At 45.1% G+C, this 25,204-nt stretch carries 32 protein-coding genes; 10 read left to right on the top strand and 22 right to left on the bottom strand.

Translation table 11 applies throughout. The features are described 5' to 3' along the window. Window positions 1-15: 15 nt before the first annotated feature. The gene (locus tag NI464_RS00525; protein WP_004278463.1) at window positions 16-519 is read left to right on the top strand and encodes a DUF6586 family protein; all 504 of its coding nucleotides are present in this window, start codon (window positions 16-18) and stop codon (window positions 517-519) included. 105 nt (window positions 520-624) lie between these two features. After that, entirely contained in the window at window positions 625-903 is a 279-nt protein-coding gene (locus NI464_RS00520) for a hypothetical protein (protein WP_004278462.1), read from the top strand. A gap of 257 nt (window positions 904-1,160) precedes the next feature. Here the strand turns inward: NI464_RS00520 and NI464_RS00515 are convergent, their stop codons facing one another. From NI464_RS00515 to NI464_RS00500, 4 genes are all read right to left on the bottom strand, one after another. Beyond that, window positions 1,161-2,876, bottom strand: a complete 1,716-nt coding sequence (locus NI464_RS00515; RefSeq protein ID WP_005107946.1) for a cation:proton antiporter — start codon at window positions 2,874-2,876, stop codon at window positions 1,161-1,163. A 134-nt stretch (window positions 2,877-3,010) separates the two neighbouring features. Continuing rightward, entirely contained in the window at window positions 3,011-3,166 is a 156-nt protein-coding gene (rpmG, locus tag NI464_RS00510; protein ID WP_001205031.1) for a 50S ribosomal protein L33, read from the bottom strand. Between the two features lie 12 nt (window positions 3,167-3,178). Beyond that, entirely contained in the window at window positions 3,179-3,415 is a 237-nt protein-coding gene (gene rpmB, locus NI464_RS00505; protein ID WP_000048256.1) for a 50S ribosomal protein L28, read from the bottom strand. Between the two features lie 165 nt (window positions 3,416-3,580). After that, the gene (locus NI464_RS00500; RefSeq protein WP_004278439.1) at window positions 3,581-5,029 is read right to left on the bottom strand and encodes a coniferyl aldehyde dehydrogenase; all 1,449 of its coding nucleotides are present in this window, start codon (window positions 5,027-5,029) and stop codon (window positions 3,581-3,583) included. Between the two features lie 115 nt (window positions 5,030-5,144). Between NI464_RS00500 and NI464_RS00495 the strand changes: the two genes are divergently transcribed. The 5 genes from NI464_RS00495 (at window position 5,145) to NI464_RS00475 (ending at window position 8,803) form a co-directional block, all read left to right on the top strand. After that, on the top strand, window positions 5,145-5,876 hold the full coding sequence (locus NI464_RS00495) for a TetR/AcrR family transcriptional regulator (protein WP_034437998.1): 732 nt from the start codon (window positions 5,145-5,147) through the stop codon (window positions 5,874-5,876). Window positions 5,877-5,923: 47 nt separating this feature from the next. Further along, complete coding sequence (gene purU / locus NI464_RS00490) at window positions 5,924-6,790, top strand: formyltetrahydrofolate deformylase (RefSeq protein ID WP_004278437.1); 867 nt, start codon at window positions 5,924-5,926, stop codon at window positions 6,788-6,790. A gap of 192 nt (window positions 6,791-6,982) precedes the next feature. Further along, window positions 6,983-7,750: an energy transducer TonB gene (locus tag NI464_RS00485; RefSeq protein ID WP_253137586.1), complete on the top strand. Its 768-nt coding sequence runs from the start codon at window positions 6,983-6,985 to the stop codon at window positions 7,748-7,750. A 25-nt stretch (window positions 7,751-7,775) separates the two neighbouring features. After that, entirely contained in the window at window positions 7,776-8,399 is a 624-nt protein-coding gene (locus tag NI464_RS00480; protein ID WP_247143228.1) for a MotA/TolQ/ExbB proton channel family protein, read from the top strand. After that, on the top strand, window positions 8,399-8,803 hold the full coding sequence (locus tag NI464_RS00475) for an ExbD/TolR family protein (RefSeq protein ID WP_004278434.1): 405 nt from the start codon (window positions 8,399-8,401) through the stop codon (window positions 8,801-8,803). Before NI464_RS00480 ends, NI464_RS00475 begins: the two co-directional genes overlap by 1 nt. A gap of 64 nt (window positions 8,804-8,867) precedes the next feature. Here NI464_RS00475 and msrA read toward each other — a convergent pair whose 3' ends face one another. The 7 genes from msrA to NI464_RS00440 all read right to left on the bottom strand — a co-directional run bounded on the left by msrA (window position 8,868) and on the right by NI464_RS00440 (window position 13,362). Continuing rightward, window positions 8,868-9,392 carry a peptide-methionine (S)-S-oxide reductase MsrA gene (msrA, locus tag NI464_RS00470; RefSeq protein WP_253137585.1) on the bottom strand — a complete coding sequence of 175 codons (525 nt, stop codon included), beginning with the start codon at window positions 9,390-9,392 and terminating at the stop codon, window positions 8,868-8,870. 110 nt (window positions 9,393-9,502) lie between these two features. Beyond that, a complete protein-coding gene (locus NI464_RS00465) occupies window positions 9,503-9,964 on the bottom strand; it encodes an META domain-containing protein (protein WP_004278432.1) in 462 nt (153 codons plus the stop codon). Between the two features lie 102 nt (window positions 9,965-10,066). Continuing rightward, entirely contained in the window at window positions 10,067-11,116 is a 1,050-nt protein-coding gene (locus NI464_RS00460) for a DUF4105 domain-containing protein (RefSeq protein ID WP_080547865.1), read from the bottom strand. Between the two features lie 23 nt (window positions 11,117-11,139). Next, window positions 11,140-11,652, bottom strand: a complete 513-nt coding sequence (locus NI464_RS00455; protein WP_004278430.1) for a dihydrofolate reductase — start codon at window positions 11,650-11,652, stop codon at window positions 11,140-11,142. Between the two features lie 200 nt (window positions 11,653-11,852). Continuing rightward, on the bottom strand, window positions 11,853-12,695 hold the full coding sequence (gene thyA, locus NI464_RS00450) for a thymidylate synthase (protein WP_253137584.1): 843 nt from the start codon (window positions 12,693-12,695) through the stop codon (window positions 11,853-11,855). A gap of 337 nt (window positions 12,696-13,032) precedes the next feature. Then, complete coding sequence (locus tag NI464_RS00445) at window positions 13,033-13,233, bottom strand: lipocalin family protein (RefSeq protein ID WP_005250658.1); 201 nt, start codon at window positions 13,231-13,233, stop codon at window positions 13,033-13,035. Window positions 13,234-13,236: 3 nt separating this feature from the next. Continuing rightward, window positions 13,237-13,362 (bottom strand): lipocalin/fatty acid-binding family protein, encoded by a 126-nt coding sequence (locus NI464_RS00440; RefSeq protein WP_005245940.1) that lies wholly within the window; start codon window positions 13,360-13,362, stop codon window positions 13,237-13,239. Between the two features lie 418 nt (window positions 13,363-13,780). Here NI464_RS00440 and NI464_RS00435 point away from each other — a divergent pair, with 418 nt between their 5' ends. Continuing rightward, on the top strand, window positions 13,781-14,296 hold the full coding sequence (locus NI464_RS00435) for a hypothetical protein (protein ID WP_005107935.1): 516 nt from the start codon (window positions 13,781-13,783) through the stop codon (window positions 14,294-14,296). 18 nt (window positions 14,297-14,314) lie between these two features. On the opposite strand, the gene NI464_RS00430 is transcribed toward NI464_RS00435, so the two are convergent. The 3 genes from NI464_RS00430 to lgt form a co-directional block, all read right to left on the bottom strand. After that, entirely contained in the window at window positions 14,315-14,701 is a 387-nt protein-coding gene (locus NI464_RS00430; protein WP_005107934.1) for a hypothetical protein, read from the bottom strand. Continuing rightward, complete coding sequence (locus tag NI464_RS00425; RefSeq protein WP_005245942.1) at window positions 14,694-15,086, bottom strand: hypothetical protein; 393 nt, start codon at window positions 15,084-15,086, stop codon at window positions 14,694-14,696. Before NI464_RS00425 ends, NI464_RS00430 begins: the two co-directional genes overlap by 8 nt. 92 nt (window positions 15,087-15,178) lie before the next feature. Next, window positions 15,179-15,988, bottom strand: a complete 810-nt coding sequence (gene lgt / locus NI464_RS00420) for a prolipoprotein diacylglyceryl transferase (protein WP_005107931.1) — start codon at window positions 15,986-15,988, stop codon at window positions 15,179-15,181. Between the two features lie 93 nt (window positions 15,989-16,081). On the opposite strand from lgt, the gene NI464_RS00415 reads away from it, so the two are divergent. After that, on the top strand, window positions 16,082-16,861 hold the full coding sequence (locus NI464_RS00415) for an NRDE family protein (RefSeq protein WP_253137583.1): 780 nt from the start codon (window positions 16,082-16,084) through the stop codon (window positions 16,859-16,861). A 56-nt stretch (window positions 16,862-16,917) separates the two neighbouring features. On the opposite strand, the gene NI464_RS00410 is transcribed toward NI464_RS00415, so the two are convergent. From NI464_RS00410 to tatA, 4 genes are all read right to left on the bottom strand, one after another. Next, window positions 16,918-19,170, bottom strand: a complete 2,253-nt coding sequence (locus NI464_RS00410) for a PhoX family protein (RefSeq protein WP_253137582.1) — start codon at window positions 19,168-19,170, stop codon at window positions 16,918-16,920. A 197-nt stretch (window positions 19,171-19,367) separates the two neighbouring features. Continuing rightward, window positions 19,368-20,144 carry a twin-arginine translocase subunit TatC gene (gene tatC, locus NI464_RS00405; RefSeq protein ID WP_191112043.1) on the bottom strand — a complete coding sequence of 259 codons (777 nt, stop codon included), beginning with the start codon at window positions 20,142-20,144 and terminating at the stop codon, window positions 19,368-19,370. Then, entirely contained in the window at window positions 20,141-20,563 is a 423-nt protein-coding gene (gene tatB / locus NI464_RS00400; RefSeq protein WP_191112044.1) for a Sec-independent protein translocase protein TatB, read from the bottom strand. The genes tatC and tatB overlap by 4 nt, the downstream gene beginning before the upstream one ends. Before the next feature lie 9 nt (window positions 20,564-20,572). Continuing rightward, complete coding sequence (tatA, locus tag NI464_RS00395) at window positions 20,573-20,791, bottom strand: Sec-independent protein translocase subunit TatA (protein WP_004729524.1); 219 nt, start codon at window positions 20,789-20,791, stop codon at window positions 20,573-20,575. A 184-nt stretch (window positions 20,792-20,975) separates the two neighbouring features. On the opposite strand from tatA, the gene NI464_RS00390 reads away from it, so the two are divergent. Then, entirely contained in the window at window positions 20,976-21,857 is an 882-nt protein-coding gene (locus NI464_RS00390) for an AEC family transporter (protein WP_253137581.1), read from the top strand. A 185-nt stretch (window positions 21,858-22,042) separates the two neighbouring features. Here NI464_RS00390 and rdgB read toward each other — a convergent pair whose 3' ends face one another. From rdgB to metX, 4 genes are all read right to left on the bottom strand, one after another. Continuing rightward, window positions 22,043-22,669 carry an RdgB/HAM1 family non-canonical purine NTP pyrophosphatase gene (gene rdgB / locus NI464_RS00385; RefSeq protein ID WP_253137580.1) on the bottom strand — a complete coding sequence of 209 codons (627 nt, stop codon included), beginning with the start codon at window positions 22,667-22,669 and terminating at the stop codon, window positions 22,043-22,045. Between the two features lie 104 nt (window positions 22,670-22,773). Next, window positions 22,774-23,364, bottom strand: a complete 591-nt coding sequence (locus tag NI464_RS00380) for a tetratricopeptide repeat protein (RefSeq protein WP_004647420.1) — start codon at window positions 23,362-23,364, stop codon at window positions 22,774-22,776. Beyond that, window positions 23,361-23,954 (bottom strand): methionine biosynthesis protein MetW, encoded by a 594-nt coding sequence (gene metW, locus NI464_RS00375; protein WP_004278415.1) that lies wholly within the window; start codon window positions 23,952-23,954, stop codon window positions 23,361-23,363. The genes NI464_RS00380 and metW overlap by 4 nt, the downstream gene beginning before the upstream one ends. Then, on the bottom strand, window positions 23,954-25,114 hold the full coding sequence (metX, locus tag NI464_RS00370; RefSeq protein WP_180087113.1) for a homoserine O-succinyltransferase MetX: 1,161 nt from the start codon (window positions 25,112-25,114) through the stop codon (window positions 23,954-23,956). Before metX ends, metW begins: the two co-directional genes overlap by 1 nt. Between the last annotated feature and the right edge of the window lie 90 nt (window positions 25,115-25,204).

Below are 25,204 nucleotides of genomic sequence, written 5' to 3'. Positions count from 1 at the left end.
CCTTAGGAAATCTCGATGACCCGTGTTGCTCGCTATCATGCGGACCGTACCAATCAAAAACTGTATTTTGCCCGTCTATCCTGCCAGCAAGCAGAGCAAACCGAACATGTACAACAGGCTCAGGCACAACGTGAAGCAACTGTGTTTCATTTGCATGGTGCTTTGTTAGCATTTTTACAGGAACTGGTGCGTTACTATCGCCTGAATGATCCTCATCCGACGCTAAAATCGATCGAAGAACTGATGGCGGCCAAAGGCCAGATTTCGCCGGAAGTGGCGGTCCTGCAACATTTATCCAAGAGCGGTTTCATTGCTGAACTGAAACGTGCTTACCGTCTGTGCCAGTATGCGCCCGAACCAAGTACCCCAGAACCTGAAGACGAAACCTCCTCAAATCTCATCATTAAAGTCACACAGTCTCCACAAGCATGGTTACCTGATACTGCTATATTGAGAGAGTGGCATCGTGACCTGACGCAATTAATTGATGGTTTTCGTAATGAGATGATTGAATTTTAATCGGATCGGCTGTACTTGAAAATGCAATTTTTAACCCTATATCAATTACTCTAATGATGCAAAGTGCACCCGGTGCTTTGCCACCATGTTGAACATGGAGGATATATGTCTATAGAACAGTTGAAAGATTTATTTGGTAATCAAGACGCGATTTTAGAACTCGTTCAACTTGAAGGTGGCGCGTTGGCTCTACGCAATGCAGGCTCACATAAACAGCCTTTGGTCATGATTCAATTTAATGATGAGGTAAAAGCTCTACTTGGAGAGCAGACCCCCGTGATTGCGCAACAGATGATTCAGGCAGCACTCTATGGTTTGCTGGAACAGCAGGTCAATGAATGGCAGGCTGAAGTTGTGGATGAAGAACCAAAGTATATGAGTTAATCGTTGAAATTTATTTAGAAAGCACACTATCGGTGTGCTTTTTGAGTTTTATAGGTTATTAAATTAGGCAGATTTTAAGTATCACAAAAACATTCATTTAAAATGAAGATGAAAAATCAGTATTTTAAAATTTAAGTCGTGAGCAGTCTGAAGCCAGTGTGTTAATAAAATCTTTGGCTCAGAGATATATTGATGTCCATAAAAAAAGTTGCCAGATCCGGCAACTTTTTTATTCAGTGTTTATTCAAAGAAAAACTTTAATGAGAAGGCGTATGCTGATGCGCGATCTCAATCTGGTTCAAAATATGATTGCTCATATTTTTCGCCATTTCTTCTTTGGCATAATAAACCGCACCGACATTATCCCGACGAATGGCTTCAGCTTCTTCCTTGCTTTCTGCACAGACCAGTACCTGAATTTGTGGATTCAAGGTCTTGGCAATGTCTACGATTTTATGAATATCGATAATATCCATAGGAGAGATAACCAGTAAGCGCGCATGTTGAATATGTGCTTGAATCAGTACTCCGGCTTCAGTGGCTACACCAGACACTGCAGCAATGCCTTTTTCACGTAGGTTTTCGACGATGTCACGGTTTTCTTCGGCAATCACCACCTTAATGTTTTCTTCCATCAATGAGCGGGTAATGCGACGTCCCACCTCACCATGGCCAATAATGACCACCTGATCGCGCAGGTAATCCTGTGAGACTTCATCCGGTAACATTGCCAAAGGGTCACCACTGCGTTCCAGTAAGCGGGCCAGAGTCGAGCGTTCCCGAATCCATTTCTGTACCGGCTCAATCGCGGAAAAGATAAAGGAGTTAAGCGTAATCGAAATTAAGGCACCTGCCAGAATCAGGTTTTGACCTTCCAGCGAAAGCAGATTGAGCGAAACACCGAGTGCAGCCAAAATAAAGGAGAACTCACCAATCTGTGCCAGAGAAGCACCGACGGTCAAAGCGGTATTGATCGGATAACGGAAGAACAGCACCAGTGCCATCGCGGCAATAGTTTTACCAATCATGATAATCCCGACCACGGCCAGTACATGTAAAGGCTGTTCCAGCAGGATGCGCGGATCAAACAGCATGCCGACGGAGACAAAGAATAAAATCGAGAAAATTTCACGCAGTGGCAAGGTTTCTTCTTCGGCACGATGACTGAAATCAGATTCTTTCACCACCATCCCGGCAAAGAAAGCACCCAGTGCCATCGACACGCCAAAGATCTTATAAGCACCAAAGGCAATCGAGACGGCAGCAGCCACCACTGTTAAGGTAAACAGCTCACGTGAACCCAGACGTGCCACCACCTGTATGATCATCGGAATCAAGCGTTTACCAATAATCAGCATGAAGGCAATAAAGCCTGCGACTTTAAGTAAGGTAATCCCTAAGGTAAGCCAGATATTCTCATCGCTTGCGCCTTCCAGCGCCTGCCCCCCTAAAAGCACCGCAGTGGCAGGTAACAGTACCAGCGCCAAGACCATAACCAGATCTTCGACCAGCAACCAGCCAACAGCAATTCGGCCATTGATTGAATCCAGTAAGCCACGATCACCAAGGGCTTTGAGTAGAACCACGGTACTGGCACAAGACAGGCTTAGGCCGAAGACCAGTGCTGAGCCAAAGCTCCAGCCCCACAGCATCGAAACTCCAACCCCGAGCAAGGTGGCAACTGCAATCTGTAAAATGGCCCCGGGCAGGGCAATCCGGCGGACCTGCATCAGATCGTTCAGGGAAAAATGCATTCCGACACCAAACATCAGGAACATGACGCCAAGTTCTGCCAGTTGGTTGGCCAGATGAATATCACCGACCACACCGGGCGTGTGGGGACTAATCAGAATGCCGGCAATTAAGTAACCGATCAAAGGGGGAAGACGTAACCGTGCAGCGAGATAGCCAAAGACCAAAGCTAAGCCAAAACCAACAGCCAGTAATATAATGAGCTCTACGTCATGTGGCACTAAATACTCCTTTAGCTAGGTTTGCTGGGAAATAAGCACAAAAAGTGCCAAAACATGCAGAAAGTTTATCAAGTCGGATAAAAAAAGTGCAAAAAAAACGACCCGCAAAGGTCGTTTTTTTAAAGAAACTAAAATTATTTGATTTTAGCTTCTTTGAAGATTACGTGTTGACGGATTTTTGGATCAAATTTTTTGATTTCCATTTTTTCCGGCATAGTACGTTTGTTCTTAGTCGTGGTATAGAAATAACCTGTACCAGCTGAAGAAACTAAGCGAATTTTATCACGCATGGTTCAGACTCCTTAGATCTTTTGACCTTGAGCACGTAGGTCAGCAACAACCTTTTCAATGCCCAATTTGTCGATAATACGCATACCTTTAGTGGTTAAACGAAGACGTACAAAACGTTTTTCGCTTTCTAACCAGAAACGGTGGTGGTGCAGGTTCGGCTCGAACCGGCGCTTAGTTTTGTTGTTGGCGTGTGAGACGTTGTTACCAACGACTGGACGCTTGCCGGTAACTTGGCAAACCTTAGACATGGTGTAACTCCATTGATTTAGCCAACAGCAAATCTGTATGGCCAGTCAAAAATAAACGGATTGAAATCATTCAAGGGGCGTTTTATATCAAAAATGCGCTTAAAAGACAAGCGATTTTCGTCAAAACGCGGCACGAACTATATCGATAGCTCATGCCTTGATCATTTAGCGGAGAAGTGTCTTCGAAATCAGCTTGTGAATCGGTTTATTGAACGGTGGCAGAATGTATTTCAAGCTGTACAGCTTTGGATTCGACATTACTGAGCGTTCATGCGACAAACTGAAGAAGCCTTCTGGGCCATGGTATTTACCCATACCTGATGCACCGACACCCCCAAATGGTAGATCGTCCTGCGCAACATGGGTCAGTACCGTATTTTGCCCGAAATGCCCTGAATGGGTACGCTGTGCGACATAATCGGCACGCGCCTGATCAAAGTCGAAGTAGTATAAAGCAAGTGGACGCGGACGGCTATTAATAAAGTCGATGACATCGTCAATTTGATCATATTCCATGATCGGTAACAGTGGGCCAAAGATTTCATGCTGCATGATCTGCATCATCGGGGTGACATTGGTCACGATGGTCGGTGCAATCTTGCGCAGATCAGCCGAGTTTTCACTACGCGGATTAATTTCAATGACTTGCGCACCCTGTTCACGCGCATCATCCAGATAGCCTTGCAGACGGTTATATTGTTTGACATTAATAATCGAGGTGTAATCTTGATTATGGGTGATATCCGGATACATGCTTTCGACACAGGCTTTAAAGTGATCAATGAACTCGGCAGTTTTTCCGAGAGGCAGGAACATATAGTCTGGCGCTACACAGGTCTGACCGGCATTCCAGAGTTTGCCCACCGCAATCCGCTGCGCGACATCGCGCAGATCAATCGATGGATGTACCAGTACTGGCGATTTACCGCCCAGTTCCAGAATCACCGGCACCAGATTTTCGGCAGCGGCTGCCATGACGGTTTTACCGACCGCAGTTGAGCCGGTGAAAATCAGTTTATCGAAAGGCAAACGACAGAAAGCATCTGAAATCACACCGCCACCATTCACTACAGCGACCAATTCTTTAGGGAAGGCTTCAGCCAGGGCTTTTTCCAGAACTTCACCAAAAGCAGCGGATGCACTGGAAATTTTGATCATGGCATGGTTGCCGGCCGCCAGTGCGCAAATCAAAGGGCCAATCGACAATAACAGCGGATAGTTCCAAGGTGCGATAATTCCGACTACGCCTAAAGGCTGATATTGCACCCAGGCTTTGGCCGGCTGATGAATAATGCCGACATGACGCTTGGAAGGTTTCATCCATCGGGTCAGGTTTTTGCTGTAATATTTGATATGTTCCAGACAGGTGAGCAGTTCACCAATCTTGGTTTCCCCAATGGAACGGTTACCATAGTCCTGATTAATTGCATCAGCAAATTGATCTTGATACTTAACTAAGATACGCTTAAGTCGAGCTAAACGATCGATACGTTCCTTTGCAGTCGGCAGAGGGTAGTGTAAGTAAGCGTGTTTTTGTTGCGCCAAGACTTCATTCAGATATTGGCTATCAAAAAAATGTGGTGTCATTGATGTTGTTTTTGTGTGACTGTTCATGCCGCACTACCATTATTCAAAAATCGATTAATTAATTTTTAGAGCAAATACTCTAATTAGTCAAGTGACTTTGTGTGTTAGCCTGCTAATGCATGAACTGAATGGTTATTTTAGGATGTCCCAAACCAAAACCTTAAAAACTAAAGAGCGTATCTTGCAGCTCAGTTTGCAGCTGTTTAACGAGCGTGGCGAACGATCGGTAACCACCAATCACATTGCGGCTGAACTCGGCATGAGCCCGGGTAACCTGTATTATCATTTCCGCAATAAAAATGAAATTATTAAAGAATTGATGGAACAGTACCAGCATCAGACCCTGGAAATGCTGGCGCTGCCGGATGACCGTGCACTGGATGCCAATGATAAGGTGCATTATTTTCAGGTGCTGAGCAGCCAGTTATGGGCTTACCGTTTTCTGCATCGTGATGTCTATCATCTGGTAGAAAATAACGAAGATTTTCGCAAGATGTATCCACGCTTTGCCGGACAGGTGATGCAGCAGGGCCAGAAAATTTATAAAGGCTTTGTTAATGCAGGCCTGATGGACATGACCGATTCAGAAATTGAAGCCCTGATCATTAACCTGTGGATTGTACTGACCAACTGGACCAACTTCCTGTATATGTCAGGTCATTTAACCGATTCCAATACGCTGGAAGAAAAATGGGTCTGGCAGGCACTCCGTCAAATGGTATTCCTGGAAGGGGCGTATTTACGTGGTGAAAGTCGTCAAACCTATGAAGGTTTATTGAGTAGTTTGGGCTCTTCGGAACTTTTTGCCAGCCTGTCGTCATCTAAAGATTCTGAATCTGAACAAACTATTCAGAATATCCAAGAAACGCGTTAGAATACTCGGCTTATTTTTAATTTAACTGATTAGTGACTTAAACCAACATGAATATGACGACTGCTAACACCGCACGTTTATTGATTACTTGTGAAGACAAGCCGGGCATCGTGCAGGCTGTTTCGAGCTTCTTGTATCATCAAGGTGCCAACATTACTGCGCTTGACCAATATGCGACAGCAGCGCAGGGCGGACGTTACTTCATGCGCGTTGAATTTGAACTCGATAATCTGCAAAGTCGTAAAGAAAGTATTACCCAGACTTTTGCAGCGAATGTGGCAGAACGCTATGGCATGCAATGGCGTCTGGCTCTGGTCAGTGACGTGAAAAAAGTCGGTATTCTGGTGTCTAAGGTCGATCATGCCTTGCTTGAGCTGTTATGGCGTCATGCGCGTGGTGGCCTACCTTGTGAAATTACCAAAGTGGTATCGAATCACGAGACTTTACGCGAAGCAGTTGAAAACTTTGGCATTCCATTCGAAGTCGTGCCGGTGACCAAAGACAACAAACCTGAAGCTTATGCAGAAATCGACCAGTTGATGCAGGGCAATGACTTACTGGTGCTGGCGCGTTATATGCAGATTCTGGATGAAGAATTTGTCAGCAAGTGGGAAATGAAAGTGATCAACATTCACCATTCTTTCCTGCCGGCTTTTGTAGGTGCCAATCCGTACAAACAGGCCTATGAAAAAGGCGTGAAGCTGATCGGTGCAACTGCGCACTATGTGACTGCTGATCTGGATCAAGGTCCGATTATTGAGCAGGATGTGGAGCGCGTGAACCATGACTTTACTGTTGAGCAGTTACGTGAACTCGGTCAGGACGTAGAACGTAATGTATTGGCCCGTGCGGTAAAATGGCATTTGGAAGACCGTATTATTGTCGATGGCAACAAGACTGTCGTGTTCCAATAAGACTTGCATTGCGTTTTAAAAAGGCATACTTTTAGTGTGCCTTTTTTGTTTTGATGCAAAAAAAGTCAGTCAAAGGTAGGATTAGCGGTTGCAAATGAAAACACTTCTCATTTATTATTGGCATACTTTAATTGTGCTAACCGATGAGCTTGATAGTTTGTTCCACATCATCTCCTCAAGGTAATAGATTTAATGAGTCAAGTTGCTGCGCCCCAAATGCCTACACCGCCGAATCAGATGAAAAAGAAAGTCATCTCTATCGTGGCGGCTGTACTGGTTGGGCATGTGGGTGTGTTATATGCGATCAGCCAGATGAAAGCACCTGAGCTGACACCCATTGATAAGCAACCCTTAAAAGTGCGCTTTGTTAAACTCCAGGAAGCGCCAAAACCTTTACCGCCAAAGCCGAAGGCCGAGCCACAAAAAGAGCCGCCTAAGCCTAAAGAAGTCAAAATTGTCGATAAACCGCTGCCACCACCACCGAAAAAAGTAGAAAAAATCGAGCAGGTGAAAAAGGCTGAAGCGCCAAAAGTGGTTAAAGCACCGCCAGTTGAAGCAAAACCAACCCCAAGTCCGGTTGTACCGACAGTGGTCACTGAAACTAAAGTGAAATCGGCACCCGCTCCAGTCGCGCCACCTGCGCCTATGGCACCGCCAGCACCTGCTGCGCCGCCATCACCGAAAAGTGTATCGATTGGTGGGGGCGTGTCCTGGCAGCGTTCACCAAAAGTCTCACTCTCTGCAGGTGAATTAAAATCAGCCTGTTCACTGGTAGTAGACGTTTCAGCGAATGAGCAGGGTAAAGTGGTCTCTGCGACTGCACGAAATTCAAGTTGTAGCCCGGCGGTAACGCGCAAAGTAGAAGCAGCGGTACGTCGTGCACAACTCACCAAATATGTTGAAAATGGTGTGGCTTATCCAACACGCGTGGAACAGCCTTTCGATTTTCAGGTTAAATAACGGCTCACCCATTAGGAGTTCGAATATGAACTTTTCAGTTTATTGGCAACACGCTGATGCAGTCAGTAAAACGCTGTATTTCGTGTTATTGGCAATGTCGATTGCGACATGGACCATTTTTGTGCTGCGTTTGATGGGCACTCGCCAACTGAAACAGATTGCCTATACTCAGTTATCTAAGGCATTGGAGCAACTGAAAACCAAACTGGCTCCTTTGGGCTTTGAACAACGTAAGGCAGTGGCAGAACAGGCGCTATTACGCCAGATTTCAGCAGAAAAAGCCAATGCCGAAAAAGGTGTATCAGTTCTTGGTACGATTGCCTCAATTTCACCATTTGTCGGTTTGTTCGGTACGGTATGGGGCATCTTCCATGCGTTGGTTGCTGTTGGTAAAAGTGGTCAGGCTGGTCTGGCACAAGTGGCAACCCCAGTCGGTGAAGCATTGATTATGACTGGCTTAGGTCTGGCAGTCGCGATTCCTGCGGTACTGGCTTATAACATCTGTGTCCGTGCTAATCGTGGTTTGGCACACGAGTTACAAGATCAGGCACATGGTCTGCTGATTGATACTATGCTGCAACAGGAATCTGCTGCAAAAAAGTCTGATGAAAAAGTAACACAACAGAGTTTCGTGGGAGGTCAAGCTTAATGGCTTTTCAACTGGGTGAAGACAACGATGTAGGCATGAATGAGATGAACCTCATTCCCCTCATCGACATTATGTTGGTATTGATGATCATCTTTCTGGTGACAGCGACCGTTGCGAACCCATCAATTCCATTAACCTTGCCACAAACTACTGCGGAGATTATCGATCTGCCGCCTGAAAATGTCACGATCAGCATCAATGCCGAAGGTGACATTGCCTGGAATGGCGATGTACTGACGCTAGAGCAGCTTGAAACCCGTTTTAATGAAGCGGGCCAAGCTGAACGTCAGCCGACCATTGTGTTGAAAGCGGATAAAGAATCACGTTATGACTCGGTGGCGCAAGTCATGTCGCGTGCGAGTGGAGCCGGACTCAGCGATATTGCTTTTGCAACCGATAACTAAGATTTAGATAATAAAAAAAGCGACTGATTGCAGTCGCTTTTTTTATGCCCATTTTTCGTGAATCTTAATGGGTTTTTAATAGGGTCGTAAATTTGCTGCGTAATTTATTCAATTTTGGCGGAATGGCAAAATTGCAATAGCCCTGGGTCTGGTTCTTGGCAAAGAAGTTTTGATGATAGTCTTCCGCCGGATAGAAAGTTGGAGCAGGGCTCAGTTCAGTCACCACATTGATGCTATCGGTTTTCAGAGCATCGATCGCCTGCTGCGCCTGTTGCTGCTGTTCATCATTCAGATAATAAATTACAGAACGATACTGGGTGCCGACATCATTGCCCTGACGGTTTAGCGTGGTCGGATCATGGGTCGCAAAAAATACATCAAGCAACTGGGTATAGTTAATCTGGTTTTCATCGAAATCGATCAGAATGACTTCGGCATGGCCGGTATTGCCACCACAGACATCATCATAGTTTGGCTGAGTTGTGTGCCCACCTGCATAGCCACTGATGACCTGCTGAACCCCCTGGATCTGTAAAAATACGGCTTCAGTACACCAAAAGCATCCCCCACCGAAAAGTGCCTGTTGCATGGTTGATTCCTCATTCAATTAAATAACTCAATCGGGCTGATGGTTAAATTCCAGCTCATCAGTATGAAAGATAAAAAAGCCTGTCCATACAGGCTTTTTGTAGGGAAGTATTAACGCGGCTGAACAGCACTTTCTAGCTGGATCAAGAGATTCCCATGGCGATCCAGTAATTTTAAGGTTTTACCAAATACTTGATAATGTGTCACTTTGGCTAAAGCTTCATTAAATTTCTGATCAAGCTGATCGTTGTTCATACAGGCCATACGGGTAGTGGCCATTTGGTTCAGGGTCAGCGTGTCTTTCGCTGCTGTGTAACTGCCCATAATCCGGTTACAGCTATCTGAACCTGAAACGCGCTGGGTACTGGCATCAAATTGCAGACTCGGAACATTGCGTGCGGTTGGCGCAGTCTTGATTTCAGTATTACCAATCTGGGTCGCAATCCAAGTACGATTTTGCAAAAGTTGTAAATGATTCGCGGTTTGTGTCGTGGCTGTATTGGGCACAGTTTCGCAGCCCATGACCGTTAGAACCGAGCCTAAAATCGCGATTGCAGTTAATTTTTTTAGCATGAGAGATACTCTGATCATTGACTAGCTATTTGTATATAAACAAAAAAATGATCAAGGTTCCAGTTGATTTTGTATCTTTATTGAAGTGGATTTGCTACACAGTTATCGCATGTCGGGTTTTGGTAGGCCCTGCCGGATCAGGCGTGAATAGTCCTGACTGGAGAGATTAGCGGTGCGTTCTACCCGTGGATTGACATGTGCCCGTTGATACCAAGTGTGCATATCCCAAGACTGTTCCAGTACTTTAAGATCATAGAGATAATTCGGTAAATAGCCGGAGGCCAGCAACCGGTAATCTGAGGGTAGCTGTTGTTGCGATATCGCCTGAACCATATCAAAGACTAGTGTGGTGCAATTACTGGTCAGGGTATTGTACCATTTTGGCTTTTGGGCCAGCTCATCGGCCTGACGCAGATATTCCTTGAATAGCGCTTTAGCCTGAGCTTGCGGCATTTTGACTGGGAAAAAATAGACCTGTTCACCACGGACATTGCTACGGGTATAGACAATATCCTTTTCATCCGATGCGACCAGACTCAGTTCATATTTTCGGAAAAAGCCACCAATCGCTGAAAACTCTTCATTCTTTTCCTTGCGGATTTCAATCGAGAAGGTGAGTGGCTTTTGATTGGCAAAATCGAAGCTGACCAGGGTATGGGCAATTTTAGGCCCCATCCAGTAGGAAGTAATGATGTTCACGCCAGTAATCTGATTCAGATCAAAACTGCGGCTTTCCCAGCGTTCGATATAGCGACCATCGGCCTGCCAGTCAAAGTTGCGGATATTGTGTAAGGTAACCTGATCGCCTTGCTGCTCATAATGCAGAAGCTGGGAAACCTCAGGATTCCACTCTCGATCCTGACGCGCTTCCAGACTGAAATATCCTAGCAGACAGAATAAAAAGGCCAGAAGATAAAGAACGCTATCCACTTGGCGGGAGATCAGATGCCGGGTGAAATAAATCCCGAGAACGACCAGCGCAAAGGTCAGCCAGAGTCCAATCAGCATCAAGCTGCCGATTTTTCCGAGGGGTTGATGAACCCAGAGCATCAGGCTGAACCACAGGCTCGACAGAAGGACGAATAAAGTAAACAGGCTGCCCAGTAGCCACAGACTCCAATGTCTGGAGATGTATTCGCGTCCCTGCATCATCACTTTTTCATGAGAAATAGGCTTTATTTTCTGTAGGTTGCGAACTCAAAAGCAATGCCGGTTTTGTCGTCGATATGTTGCTCGGCAGCGACTTTTTTAAATTCTGCTGGAATCGCTGGATAATAGGCATCGCCCTGTACATCCAGTTCGACATGGGTCAGTTCCAGACGGTCTGCAATATCCATAGTCTGTTTAAAGATTTCACCACCACCAATGATGAAAATGGTTTCAGGTTTTTCTGAAGCCTTTACATCTGCAACGGCCTGACTCAGCGCATCTTCAATGCTATAAGCGACTTTGGTGCCTGCAAATGCCCAGTCTGGATCACGGGTAATGACCCAATTCACCCGTTTAGGCAAGGTACGTCCCATCGATTCTAGTGTCTTGCGACCCATCACCACCACACCGCCTTGGGTGATTTCCTTGAAGTGTTTCAGGTCGGCAGAGATATGCCAAGGTAGGTCATTGCCCTTGCCGATACAACGCTGCTGATCCATGGCAACGACGTGTACAACTTCTAAATCTTGAAATGACATGTATTGAATCCTTCTTATCAAGCCCAAAGTCCTTCGTGTAATTTTTTACTGGTACGAAAGAAAGGTTAAAAATCTATATTGATTGCCTTCATGCTTTAGGGCTAGGAATATATTTTGAAAGGAGGTGGCGATTCACGCGTGGTAAAAAACCTCTTCCTAGCCCTCTCCTAGGAGGAGGGGGAACTTTATAATAAAGAAAATTAAACAGCGACAGGGGCTTTAATTCCTGGATGAGATTCATAACCGACAATTTCGATATCTTCAAATTTGAAATCGAACAGGTCTTTAATCTCGGGATTTAGTTTTAATTGACAAAGGCCGAGTGGCTCACGGCTGAGCTGTAATTGTGCCTGTTCAAAATGGTTGCTGTACAAATGGGTATCGCCGCCAGTCCAGACAAAGTCACCAACATCCAGATCACAAACTTGCGCGATCATATGCGTCAACAAAGCATAGCTGGCAATGTTAAATGGTACACCCAAAAATACATCAGCACTGCGCTGGTACAACTGGCAAGACAATTTGCCATTGTGTACAAAGAACTGGAACAGGGTATGGCAAGGTGGTAATGCGACTTGACCCGCTTCATTCGGGTTCCAGCCCGACACAATCAGACGGCGCGAATTTGGATTGGTTTTAATTTCATTGATCAACCATTTGATCTGGTCAAAACCATCCTGATTATAACTATTGTCTGCATTTTTGCTGGCACCAAAATTGCGCCATTGGTGACCATATACTGGGCCTAATTCGCCTTCAGGACGGCCAAAACGCGCAGTTTGTTCTGCGGTCGCCCATTCATCCCAAATCGAGACTTTATTGTCTTTTAAATACTGAACATTGGTATCGCCTTTCAGGAACCACAACAGTTCGATCACGATAGAGCGGAAATGAACTTTTTTGGTGGTCAGTAAAGGAAAACCTTGGGAAAGATCAAAGCGCATCTGATGACCAAATACCGAACGTGTACCTGTACCGGTACGGTCGCCTTTATCGCCGCCGTTGTCGATGATATGTTGTAATAGGTCAAGATATTGGCGCATAGGTCTCTCTTAAAAATTTGTTTAAATTACCTTTTTTTTCAGCAGAAAAAGTTTATCTCGGATAAATCCACTTTCTGTCGAGTTGGGTAAATTGAATTGAATGCATCATAACATTTTTTTCTAATATTTCTGATATTGCATCTTCTGCAAAAAAGATCGGCAAGCACCCAATCAAAAAAAAATACCCAGTGCGGGTGCTTGTTGTAGAAAAGGTTTAAGCGGTTTTATGGCCAGTATGGACGGTATGAATCAGATCAGACAGATCATAACCTAAGGGTGCTGCATAACTTAAATATTCGCGTTGAGTCGCTTCGTCCAGACTGGTGTCGCGATGTAATCACCATAAATATTCTTTATTCGGCTCGCCCACGAGTGCCGTCTGATAATCCGGATCGATTTTTAAGACCCAATAATCGCCCTTGGTAAACGGGATCCCATGCAAGCCTTCAGGTAAAAATCTGATTTCAAGCTTGGCATGTTCTGCATCGACAATGATCGCTTCAGCAATGGCTTCATCCACCTTGCCATTTTCATTCAAGCTCTATACCGCAGAAATATCGGTGCTGTCTTCAGGTTGGCGCTTCATCGGCAAGTGTGCAATGTCATACCAGGTACTTAAATATTGTTCTAAATTAAAATTTGAAACGGTACTTAAAGTCTGACTCATTTTTCTTCTCTGTTTAGTTCAATATTTAAAGTTTAGTTCAAGGTTTAAAAATGCCGCATCAGTGTAATACAGGCGGTAAAGCTCAAAATGATGTAATCATGTGGTGAAATGTTATCTGAAAATGGCCGAGCTACAGATTAAATCCACACGTTTCAGTAGAAAAAGATAAGGACTCATTTTGTATAGTTCAGGCTAAAAAAGCTTTGCAAGGCATCGAAGTTGGCTTTGCTTTACATTTTTTTTGCAAAGATGATGGGTTTTGTAACTGTATGAGAAAGAACGGCTTAATTTGAATGCCGGAAAAATAGACAAATTTATTTACATTTTTAATGTGAAAGATAACATTTAAACGACTAGTATTCTCGGCTTGTTAACAATATGAAAGCCTAAATTACAGGCGAGGAGCGGTTGGTAAGGCATGATCTATGATCATCAAGTAAACATGAGCGAAGTATATGCTCCTGTCCAAGCGAATATCATGGTGCGTTCCCAATCGGAGCAAAGACCTAAAAAGTCATCCCAAAAAGCCACTGTCCGTAACGCTTCAGGCGTAAGCAATGGCCATCGTATCAATATCGAGAAATTTACCAGTTATCTGCAAGGCATTACCCGAAATACCAGTACACAGAAATGTGCGCGCAGTATTCGTGTCGGTCTGCAATCTTCTGGTGCGAAAATTGTGAATCATCCGGTCGCAGCGGCAGATTGGGGAAGTACCCTGATGCAGCTGGGTTATAAGAAAATTAATGCTTCTTTTGATCGGCCGAAAAAAGGCGATATCTATATTATTGACCGTACTCAGGGACATAAATATGGACATATCGCGGCTTATTCAGGTAGTGCCTGGGTATCGGATTTTAAACAGCGAGATCATGCGGTTTATCGCAATAAAAACGTGACTTATAGTTACTATCGTCTGGAAACTTACTTCTAAGAAAACACTGCGAAGTGATCAGTCCTCAAAACGCTTCGCACGGCTTTCATAGATTGAAACGATAAATAATCCAATCGCGGCAAAGCCAAGACATTGCAGACCCAAGGCAAATTTGCCCCATTGCTGGTGCTGTTCTGGTAAATAGCCAAACAGGGTAATTAAGGCAATGATGGGAATGACCCGGCTCAAGGCGCTAAAGCCATTTGCATAGGGATTGGATTTTGAGATTTTCAGGCGGAAATGGTGTAGTAAATGCACGACAATTCCAATCGCTAAACTCACCCCCACAAATACCGGATCTAACTGGGCCACAGTCGATGCTGTATAAATCAAAATACAGGTCGCGATGATGGCGATGAGTTTGATTTGACGGCTACAGCGTTCCGAATACCAGAACTCAAGCATGGGGTGAACCTGCATCTGATTTGTTCTGATTGAGCAGGGACAGTGGAGAAAACAGACAAATTGCCAGTGCCATAAAGGCAATGCCTTGTGCACCCGGAATCAGGATTTCGCCCTGTTGCATATTCATAAAAACTAAAGCAATCAATAAGGCAATTGGAATCCAGGTCAGTAATCTATACAGCAAACCGGTCGGATTTTTGCTGGCAAAGTGGATTTTGCAGTAACGACAGATCAGAAAAATGATGCCGGTCCCGACAAACATCAAAATAGAATCTAAGGGCAGTGGTTGCATCCAGTACAAGCCTGCAGCTGTCGCTGCAATCACAATAAAGATCAAAAGTTTTTTGAGAACAGATACCTGCGGATTAAACCAGAACTCAAGCATAATGATGAAAGAATAGAAGAGATAATCGGCACTTTAGCATATTTTGAGTATAAAAAAGCGAGGCCTTTGCCTCGCTAAATTACGCGATTTTCTCAGCTATTTTTTTGTGGACCCCAGTCATATATTTTCTTCTGGTAGGCATACCACATCATCCACAAGCCAATCAGGATCATTGGCAGGCTCAGGAATTGTCCTTTGCTCATCCAGCCAATAAACAACTGGCCATTGTCCGGCTCACGGAAGAATTCAACCACAAAACGTGCCAGACCATAACCGATCAAGAACAACGCCGAAACTGCCATACGTGGACGCGGCTTGGAACTGAACCACCATAGGACAATAAACAGGATCAGGCCTTCACAAAGCGCCTGATACAATTGTGATGGATGACGCACCAGTTGCAGCGGATCGGTCGGGAAGATCATGCCCCAGGCAAAGTTTGGGTCGGTCACCTGACGACCATACAGTTCGCCGCCAATAAAATTACCAATCCGGCCAAACATCAACCCTGTTGGTACGCAAGGTGCGATAAAATCTAAGGTCTGGAACCAGGTCATCTTATATTTCTTGCACCACCATAACATGGCCAGAATGACCCCGAGGAAACCGCCGTGGAAACTCATGCCACCGGTCCAGATCTGGAATAGCCATAAAGGATCGGCCAGGAACTGGGAAAAACCGTAGAAGAAGACATAACCGACACGGCCACCGATGATCACACCGAGTGCACCGAAGAAAATCAGGTCAGACACCATATCCGGTGTCCAGCCACGTTGTTTGGCGCGAAACGTCGCCAATCCCCAGGCAAATAAAAATGCCAGTAAGTACATCAGTCCATACCAGTGGACTTGTAAGGGCCCGAGCGAAATCGCGACGGGATCAATATTGGGATAGGTGAGCATTCCTGTTCCTTGTGATTCTGTTTTGCACAGATTTTAGCTTAAAGCAAAGAAAAATGTTGTACATTCAATGTGTAAAGATCGAGAGCGTAAATTATGTGTATCGTGGCATTGGCTTGGCGGGTTCTGGATCAGAGCTCATTATGTCTGATTTCAAATCGGGATGAGTTCTATCAGCGTCCTACGCAGGAGCTGCATGAATGGGAGAATAGTCCGATAATTGCCGGGCAAGATTTACAGTCGGGCGGTACCTGGATGGGGATTACGGCTTCTGGTCGCTGGGCGGTGATTACCAATTTTCGTGATGGGCAGGACAAAGGGCATTATCCGACTTCACGTGGACATATCATCCAGAACTTTTTAGATTCTGACTTAACGCCGATTCGTTTTGCTCAAGATCTGGAACAACGCCAGTGTGACTATGCCGGCTTTAACCTGTTTATCGGCGATCAAGATCAGGCGGTGTATATGAGCAATCGCGGTGAAGCAACACAAGTACTGGCGCATGGCGTCTATGTGGTTTCGAATGGCCTGATGAGTGAAGACTGGTACAAGACCCGACATTTACGTAAACGCTTTACCCAGGAATTTTTACCGATGCTGCAACACCAGGAGATCGCAGAAGCAGATTTGTGTCATGCAGTCTGGGATATTCTGGAAGATGAACGTAAGGTGATTCCTGAACTTCTGCCAGATACCGGCATCTCCGTGGAAATGGAACAGCTGCTGTCTTCGACTTTTATTCAGAGTCCGGCCTATGGCACCCGATGCTCCAATTTTTTGAGAATGCAGCAGGGACGATGGCACTGGATCGAGAAGTCACAACAAGGTGCGACCGCAGGTCAAACTATTGAGAAAATAATTAGCCTGAAATAATCACCGGATATAAAAAATGCCGACTAGAAGTCGGCATTTTTGAATAACAGCTTTTTTTATACGCTCGCTTGTTCCAAAGCTTCACCCGCAATGGCACCGCCATCTTTACGGGTAATGACCACAGTCGCAGAGCGAGGTACTTTGCCTAAACGGCTATAACGCTCGCTTTGGTTGGCTGGCCATGCACCCCCAGGATGCTGAACGTTGACAAAGATCGCTTTGTAGTCCGGGGTAATAGTCACGCCGGTAATTTCACAACCCGATGGACCAGTCAAAAAGCGACGAACACGATCATTACTGAGTTTGGCACCAACAAAGGTTTCCTGTCCTTCTGCCTTGGTACTGGCGGCAATCACTTTAGCACCATCACCCACAGTACCCGGAAGTGCTGCCAGCATCATACAGTTGGTTTCATCGGTGTACTGACCATCATCGGTCTGAATCCACAGAATCCCGCGCGGATCGAACCACATGCCGTCCGGGCTGGAGAAGTCATTTAAATCATCCAAACCTGACAGGTTGATGTTAGAGGCAGCACGTGCTTCTGCACCGAACAGGAAAATATCCCAAGCAAAACTTGTTGCTGTAACTGTGTTTTTAGCTTCACTGAAACGAATGATATGACCATTCATGTTTCCTGAGTTGCTAGCTGACGAGCCTTTAAAGTCGATGTAGCTACGTGGGTTGGCTGCATCGGTTGGGTAAGCACGTCCACGGTTACCGTTGTTGGTAAGCGTTACATAGACTTCACCATTTTCGGGATTCACTGCAACCCATTCTGGACGGTCCATTTTGGTCGCACCTACATGGTCAGCAGCAAGACGGGCATTGATGACGATGTCATCTTGGCCTGCAAACGGATAGATTTCATTGGCAGCAGTTAAACCATTTTTGCCATGAGTCAGTTCTAGCCATTCACCTGTACCGTCATCATTGAATTTAGCGACATATAATGTCCCTTTATCCATGTATTTATCACCAGCGGTATAACCACCATTAATGTCTTTTGGATCCCAGACTGCTTCAGAAACAAATTTATAGATATATTCGCCGGTCGCGTCATCACCCATATAGAAAGCTAATGGCTGACCCGGAATAGGGTTACTACATCGGCAGTCCTCGTGTGCAAAACGACCCAGTGCAGTACGTTTAACTGGACGTGTAGTCGCGCTAAATGGATCAATCTCTACAATGAAGCCACACGTATTCATGACATTACGATAATCTGCTAAAGCATTTGTGCCTTTAACTGAAATATCCCAACGATCATAAAGTCCTTTATCACCGGTTAATTCAGCAACAGGAGTATTCCAGCGGTATTGAGATGAACGGGCATCAGTACCACCACGACCATAACGTGATAATGAAATTTCTTCTTTTGCAATAGCGCGGGTGTCATTGGCTTGACGAGCGAAATAACCACTCCAGTTTTCTTCAGCCGTTAAGTAAGTTCCCCATGGCGTATAACCATTACCACAATTGGCAAAGGTACCGCGAGTTAACGTCCCATCTGGTGAGAAAATAGTTTTGACTAAGTCAGAACCACGCGCTGGCCCATTAATTTCCATCTCGGTTGCTGCAGTGATACGACGGTTAAAATTAGAATTTAAGTTGATTTTAACGTCTTGTGTATTTGCATCTTTGCTGATCTCAATAACAGAAACACCATGCGCATTCACTTCACGGAGTACCTGATCTTCTGGACGTACACCATCGATGGTAATTGTACCTTCTGGTGTATGGAGCTGAGATTGTTGTAAGTATTCGTGGTTTAAAACAAGTAAACCTTGTGTTGATTCTTTCGCAGCATAATTTTTGTTGGTTGGATGCATACCGAAGAAGCTCATACCATCATGGTTATCGCCTGAACGGAACTGGTAAGAAGCACCAGAAGCTAAGGTCGTATCGGTCTTTTCTGGATAAGCAGGGTTGATTGGATCACCTACTGCATACAATACTTTAAGCTCATAACCTTCAGGAACACTGAAGAAGTTTTGGGTATTCTTGCGAACCGGCTCAAAGGCTAATTTATTCGGACGTGCTTTTAGATCACTCCATGCATGTTGATCTGGGCTAGTGGTGTCTGGTGGTGTCGTTGGATTACCGTCAGGAGTACCAGAATCATTATCATCATCTGAACAACCACTTACTGTTGCTGCAAATGCTAATGCCATTGCCCCACTTGTAGTTTTCGCAATAAAGCTGCGGCGGCTAGTATATTGATCCAGAATCGTTTGGAAGTGCGTGTTATTTGAGTTGTTACTGTCTTCAACCAGATCCTGGCAAGGTATCATGTCTTCATTTTTCATTTTAAAGTCCCAATTAAAAAATAAGTGCTTGGTGGTGTAGAAGTTTTCAATACCTTAAGCTTGGGATATGACAGTAATCTTAAGAAAATATTTCATTAAAGTTAAATAAATCAGTATTTTATTAAAATTTAAGAAACAAAAAGACAGCCAGAGCTGCCTGAGTAAATCAATATTTTTTTTGTTTTGGCTGGTTATTATTATTCAGTCTTTAACCGACGCTTTTCAATCAGTTTTCCTGCCAGCAAACCCAGTTCAAACAGCAGCCACATCGGGACAGCCAGCATGATCATTGACAGGGCATCCGGGGGCGTCACAAACATTGCTACAAAGAAGCAACCCACAATAATAAAGCGCCGTTTCTCGATCAGAGTCTGTGTCGAAACTGCGCCAATCAAGATCAGAACCAAGGTAATAATAGGAATCTCAAAGGTAAAACCAAAGACCAGAAACAGCTTTAAACAGAAGCTGAGATAACTGTTGATGTCGGTCATCGGGGCTACAGTTTCAGGTGAAACACTGATAAAAAAATGCAGAATCGAGGGCAATGCCACAAAGTAGGCAAAGCTGATGCCGGTATAAAACAGCACGATACTGCCGATCAAAAGTGGCAAGGCCAGGCTCTTTTCCTTGGCATACAGCGCAGGCTTAATAAAGGTCCAAAGCTGATACAGGATAAACGGCATCGCGATCATCAGCGCGACAAAGAAGTTCAGCTTAAAAGGTGCCATGAAGGTTGCAGTGACATCTGTGGCAATCATGGTTGAGCTGGCAGGTAGCTGTGCACGCAAGGGTTCGGACAACCCTTGGTAAGTCTGATTGGCAAAGGGTAATAAGCAGAAAAACAGGCCAATCAGGACAGCAACCACTTTAAACAGATGCTTTCTTAAGATGATCAAATGCTGGGTAATCGGCATCTGTTCAAGATTCAGCGCTGCAGCATCATTTGAGGCGGGTGTGGTCGGTAAGGATGTCATACGGCCACCTTCATTTTTGTATAGCGTTGTTCTGAAATCATGGTTTGAATTGCTGTAGGCTTAGGTAAATACACGGAGGATACGGGCTGTTGCACCGGCTGATAGCTGAGCAAGGGCTGAGCAGACTGAGGTTTTATTTTTACTTGATCAGCTGCAATCGGCTGCTGCAAATCTGTCATTTGTGCCTGCATCTTGGCTTCCAGTTCCTGAATCCGTTGCATTTCAGCTTGCATCTGTTCACGTAGCTCGGACAGGCGCAATTCACGATCAAGATCATTCTGAACATTGCTCACCATACGCTTGATCTTGCCGTACCATGTTCCGACAAAACGTACTGCTTCTGGAAGCTTATCTGGCCCAAGAACCAAAAGGGCAATAATCCCGAAAATCAGCAGCTCGGTCATTCCGATATTGAGCATAGCGAACTCTTAACTTTTAACCGAATGTTCGGGAGTTTTGACTTGGGCATCAATGGTACGTGGCTCTGCAAGCTTGGCCTGTTCAGCCTCTTCATCTTTGACTGATTTTTTAAAGTCTTTAATCGCGCCGCCGACGTCTTTACCCAGATTTTTAAGTTTCGATGTGCCGAACAATAAAATCACTACAATTGCGAAAATCAGCACATGCCAAATTGATAATCCTGCCATTATTTTATCCTCTATATTTCATGCACCTATCTCAGCAGGCTTGTATGACAGCGCGGTGACGCTTTGATGACAGTTTGCCGACACGGTAGCAGGAGAATGGCTTACTCATATAAAATTTCATAATTCAATGAAAAGTATGCTGTGCTAGCATACAGCCTGATATGGAAATCTCAGCAGCACTGTTATGGCCTTGATTCTTCCCCTCCTGTCTTTTCTGATTGGTTATTGGGGGGTGCAATATTTAAAACCGATTAGACCTTTTTTGGCTGCTTTATTGGCCCGAGTACTGATTCCGGTACTGATTATCTACAACATGGTGTTTTACCAAGAGGGCAGTTTGTGGCTGATTGCCTTCAGCTTTTTCTGTTCCTGTCTGTTTTTTGCCTTATTTTATTTCACCCTGAAAAATAAACTGCGTGCCTTATGCCTGAGCTATTTAAATGGGGCATGGCTGGGGATTCCTTTTGCACTGGCAGTTTTTGGCCCGCAAGCGACCAGTACCGTGGTGGCCCTGTACATCGGTGGTTCCTTGTTTGGCAATGTCTGTGCGGTAATGGCAGTCAGTGAAGCCAGACAAGATAGTGGCTATATTTTAAAAAATGTACTGCTCTCACCACCTGTGGTGGCACTGTCGGTGGCAGCTCTATTATCATTTTGGGATTTGAGTCACTGGCAGCAAGTGCCTGGGATAGAGATACTGTATCAGGCCAATAAAGTGCTGGTCACTTTTAGCGGCATGTGTGTGCTGGGGATGTGGCTAAGTAATGTGCGGATCAGCCGCTTCGATTTAATGCGTAGTCTGCAACTGATTTTTTATAGAGGACTGTTTGCGGTTCTGCTGTGTGTTGCCGCTTATTATTATTTACCTATTCCGCAGCAGATGCTGATTTATGCGGTAATGCTGATGTTCTTTTTATTGCCGCCTGCAGCCAATATTGTGGCGCTGGAAACCCATTATCAGGGAACAGGCCATTCCGCCAAATATATTGCTTCGGGAACTTTGGCCAGCGCGATCTTGATTGCTTTATATGGGGCAGTGGTGCATGCGTTGATGCCAGGATTATAAAAAACATAAAAAGGTCCTCTTACTCCTAGGGAGAGAGTTAGAGAGGATGTAAAAGCTTTAGAAGGATGATTTTCCCTCTTCTTTTAGGAGATGAGAAACGCTGTTTCGCAAGGGGAGAGGTGTATTTTAAAAATCCCTCACCCCAGCCCTCTCCCAAAGGGAGAGGGGGTAATGAGAGGAGAAACTTACTTCTCCAAACTCTTCTTAAACAGCTGCATCGCTTGCCCACGATGACTGATTTTATTCTTTTCTTCCTTGCTCATTTCTGCACTGGAAATCCCCAGTTCCGGTAACCAGAACAACGGGTCATAGCCAAAACCATTTTCACCACGCGCAGCTTCCAGAATTTCCCCGTGCCAGATACCCTGAAAGACTTGCGGTAAGGGATCTTCGGCATGTTGAACCAGTGCCAGTACGCAAACAAACATGCCCTCAATCACTTCACCATCTTGGCGTAAGGATTTGAGATCGGCCAGCAGTTTTTCATTATTGGCGGCATCGTTGCCATGCTCACCGGAATAACGAGCCGAGTAAATGCCGGGAGCGCCGCCAAGAACTGGCACACAAATGCCTGAATCATCTGCAATAGCAGGTTTTCCGGAAATTTTACAAGCATGGCGAGCCTTAATAATCGCATTTTCTACAAAGCTTAGACCATCTTCGATCGCATCTTCGATATTCAACTTGCCCTGGGCCACGACTTCAACCGGCAGTTGTAGCTCGGCAAACAGTTTTTCAAACTCGGCAATTTTACCTTTGTTATTACTTGCCAATACCAGTGTGCCTTGGGATAACCAGTCAGTTGCAGCCATGTCAAAAACTCATTATTAGATAAAGAATGGGTGTTATTTTAGCAACGGATGAAGAATTTGCGGCAATAAAAAAGCACCCGAAGGTGCTATTTATACCATTCAGCTTATTGTGCCTGAATCCATCTGTCGGCACGATCACGCGCCTGACGGATCTGCTCTTGGGTTAAATTCGCCGCCAAGGCAGTTTTTCTGCCTTCGGACAGCGTAATCACCTTATTGTCGAGCATGCCATCACGGGTAGAAAGTTCATACCACTGGTAAGCGCCCATATAGTTTTTCTTTTTCTCTTCCATCATTGCCAGGTTAAAGCTGGCACGGTTATCGCCACGGCTGGCCGCTTTTTCAAAATACTGACGCGCCAGCGCTTCATCTTTTCTGGTACCAATGCCATCGGCTAGCATACGGCCGACATTTAGCTGAGCAACTGCCAGACCTTGATCGGCTGCTGCTTTATACCAAGCAAAGGCCTGACGTTCATCTTTCTGGATGTCTTTACCATACTGGTATTTGGTGGCCAGATAAAACTGTGCACCCGCCTGACCGGCTTTCGCCGCTTTGGTCAGACTATTGATATCCATAATGGAATACTGAGCCGCTTGACTGGCAACAGAAGGACTCGGTGCAACATAATCTGCATGGGCTTGCATGCCAAAAAGTCCAGCCAGTAGCGTCGTACTTAATAATAATTTTTTCATAGCGCGCTCACTCGATAAATTGCGACTTCACCAAATAGATTAGGGAGATGCTTGCTCAGCAAACTATCTTCTTGATTCCCGTTCACAGCGAGTCGATTAATAATTTTGATGTTATTTTCCGCACAAAGTGCTTCAAAATCACGAAATGTACATAAGTGGATATTCGGGGTGTTATACCACATATACGGCAAGGCTTCAGAAACCGGCATTCTCCCTTTGATTGCCAAGAAAGAACGGGTCTTCCAGTGGGCAAAGTTTGGGAAGGTAATAATAGCCTGTTTCCCCACACGCACCATATCACGTAATAATACGTCAGGCGCATCTACAGCTTGCAAAGCTTGTGCCATGACCACGTTGTCAAAAGACTGGTCAGCAAAGCGGCTTAAGCCGAGGTTTAAGTCTTGCTGGATGATATTTAACCCGCGACTGACTGCAATTGCAATCTTTTCCTGATCAATTTCTAATCCGTATGCACGAATATCGTGCTTTTTACTCATTTGTGCCAGCAGTTCACCATCGCCACAACCGAGATCAAGTACGCTAGAACCGGGCTTAATCCACTTTTCAGCGAGTTGTTGATCGATACGCATTATACGGCCTCCTTTGGTGTTGCTTTCAGGTGTTCTTCACCTCCCAGGAATGCACGCAAAGATTTTACATAGAGCGGAATCGGGAACAGGAAAGAGTCATGACCCTGTTCGGCATCAATATCCAGATAGCTGACAGGTTTATGGTTGCTAATTAAGGCGTCCACGATTTCTTGCGAGCGGGCAGGAGTAAAACGCCAGTCAGTGGTGAATGACACCACCAGGAACTTGCACTGGGTATTGGCCATGGCTTTTTTGAGCGACTGTTCATATTCACGCGACGGATCAAAGTAATCCAGTGCCTTGGTCATGATCAGATAGGTATTGGCATCGAAGTTACGGCTGAACTGTTCACCCTGATAACGCAAATAGCTTTCGACCTGAAATTCAACATCGAAACCATACATAAATTTGCCTGATTTCAAATCGCGGCCAAACTTCTGCTTCATGGCTTCTTCGGACAGGTAGGTAATATGGCCGACCATACGTGCCAGAATCAGGCCACGTTTAGGATAGCTGTCATTTTCCAGATAACGGCCATTATGGAAATCTGGGTCTGACAAAATCGACTGACGTGCCACTTCGTTAAAGGCAATATTTTGTGCTGAAAGCTTTGGCGCGCTGGCAATAATCACGCATTTTCTTAAACGGTTTGGATAATCCACTGACCATTGCAATGCCTGCATGCCACCCAGTGAACCGCCAATGATGGCATCCCAGGTATCAATTCCTAAACGATCAGAGAGCAGGGCTTGGGTTTTGACCCAGTCACGTACCGTAACCAATGGAAAATCGGGGCCATAAGGACGGTTGTCATTTTCAGGGTTTGGCGAGATCGGGCCGGTAGAGCCGCTACAGCCACCAATATTATTCAGTGAAACCACAAAGAATTTTGACGTATCAATAGCTTTGCCGGGACCAATACATGAATCCCACCAGCCGGCTTTTTTATCATCTTCATGATGATAGCCAGCAGCATGGTGATGACCGGAAAGGGCATGACAAATCAGAATGGCATTGGACTTATCGGCATTGAGTTCGCCATAAGTTTCAACCATCAGTTCAAAACGTGGGAGGATGCGACCGCATTCAAGCTCTAACGGCTCTTCAAATTGGAACTTTTGTGGGACAACAATGCCCACTGAGTCAGCTGGAAAAGACACGGGGAGGATTCGCCTTAAATCTTTAGTATGAATAATAAAAGGATACCATTTGCCGGTATCCTTCTAAAGTCATTTTAGTGCTATGAATTA

Origin of the sequence: Acinetobacter lwoffii (assembly GCF_024129685.1) — a bacterium.
Lineage (GTDB): Bacteria > Pseudomonadota > Gammaproteobacteria > Pseudomonadales > Moraxellaceae > Acinetobacter > Acinetobacter lwoffii_X.
This window is presented reverse-complemented; position numbering and strand designations above follow the sequence as displayed.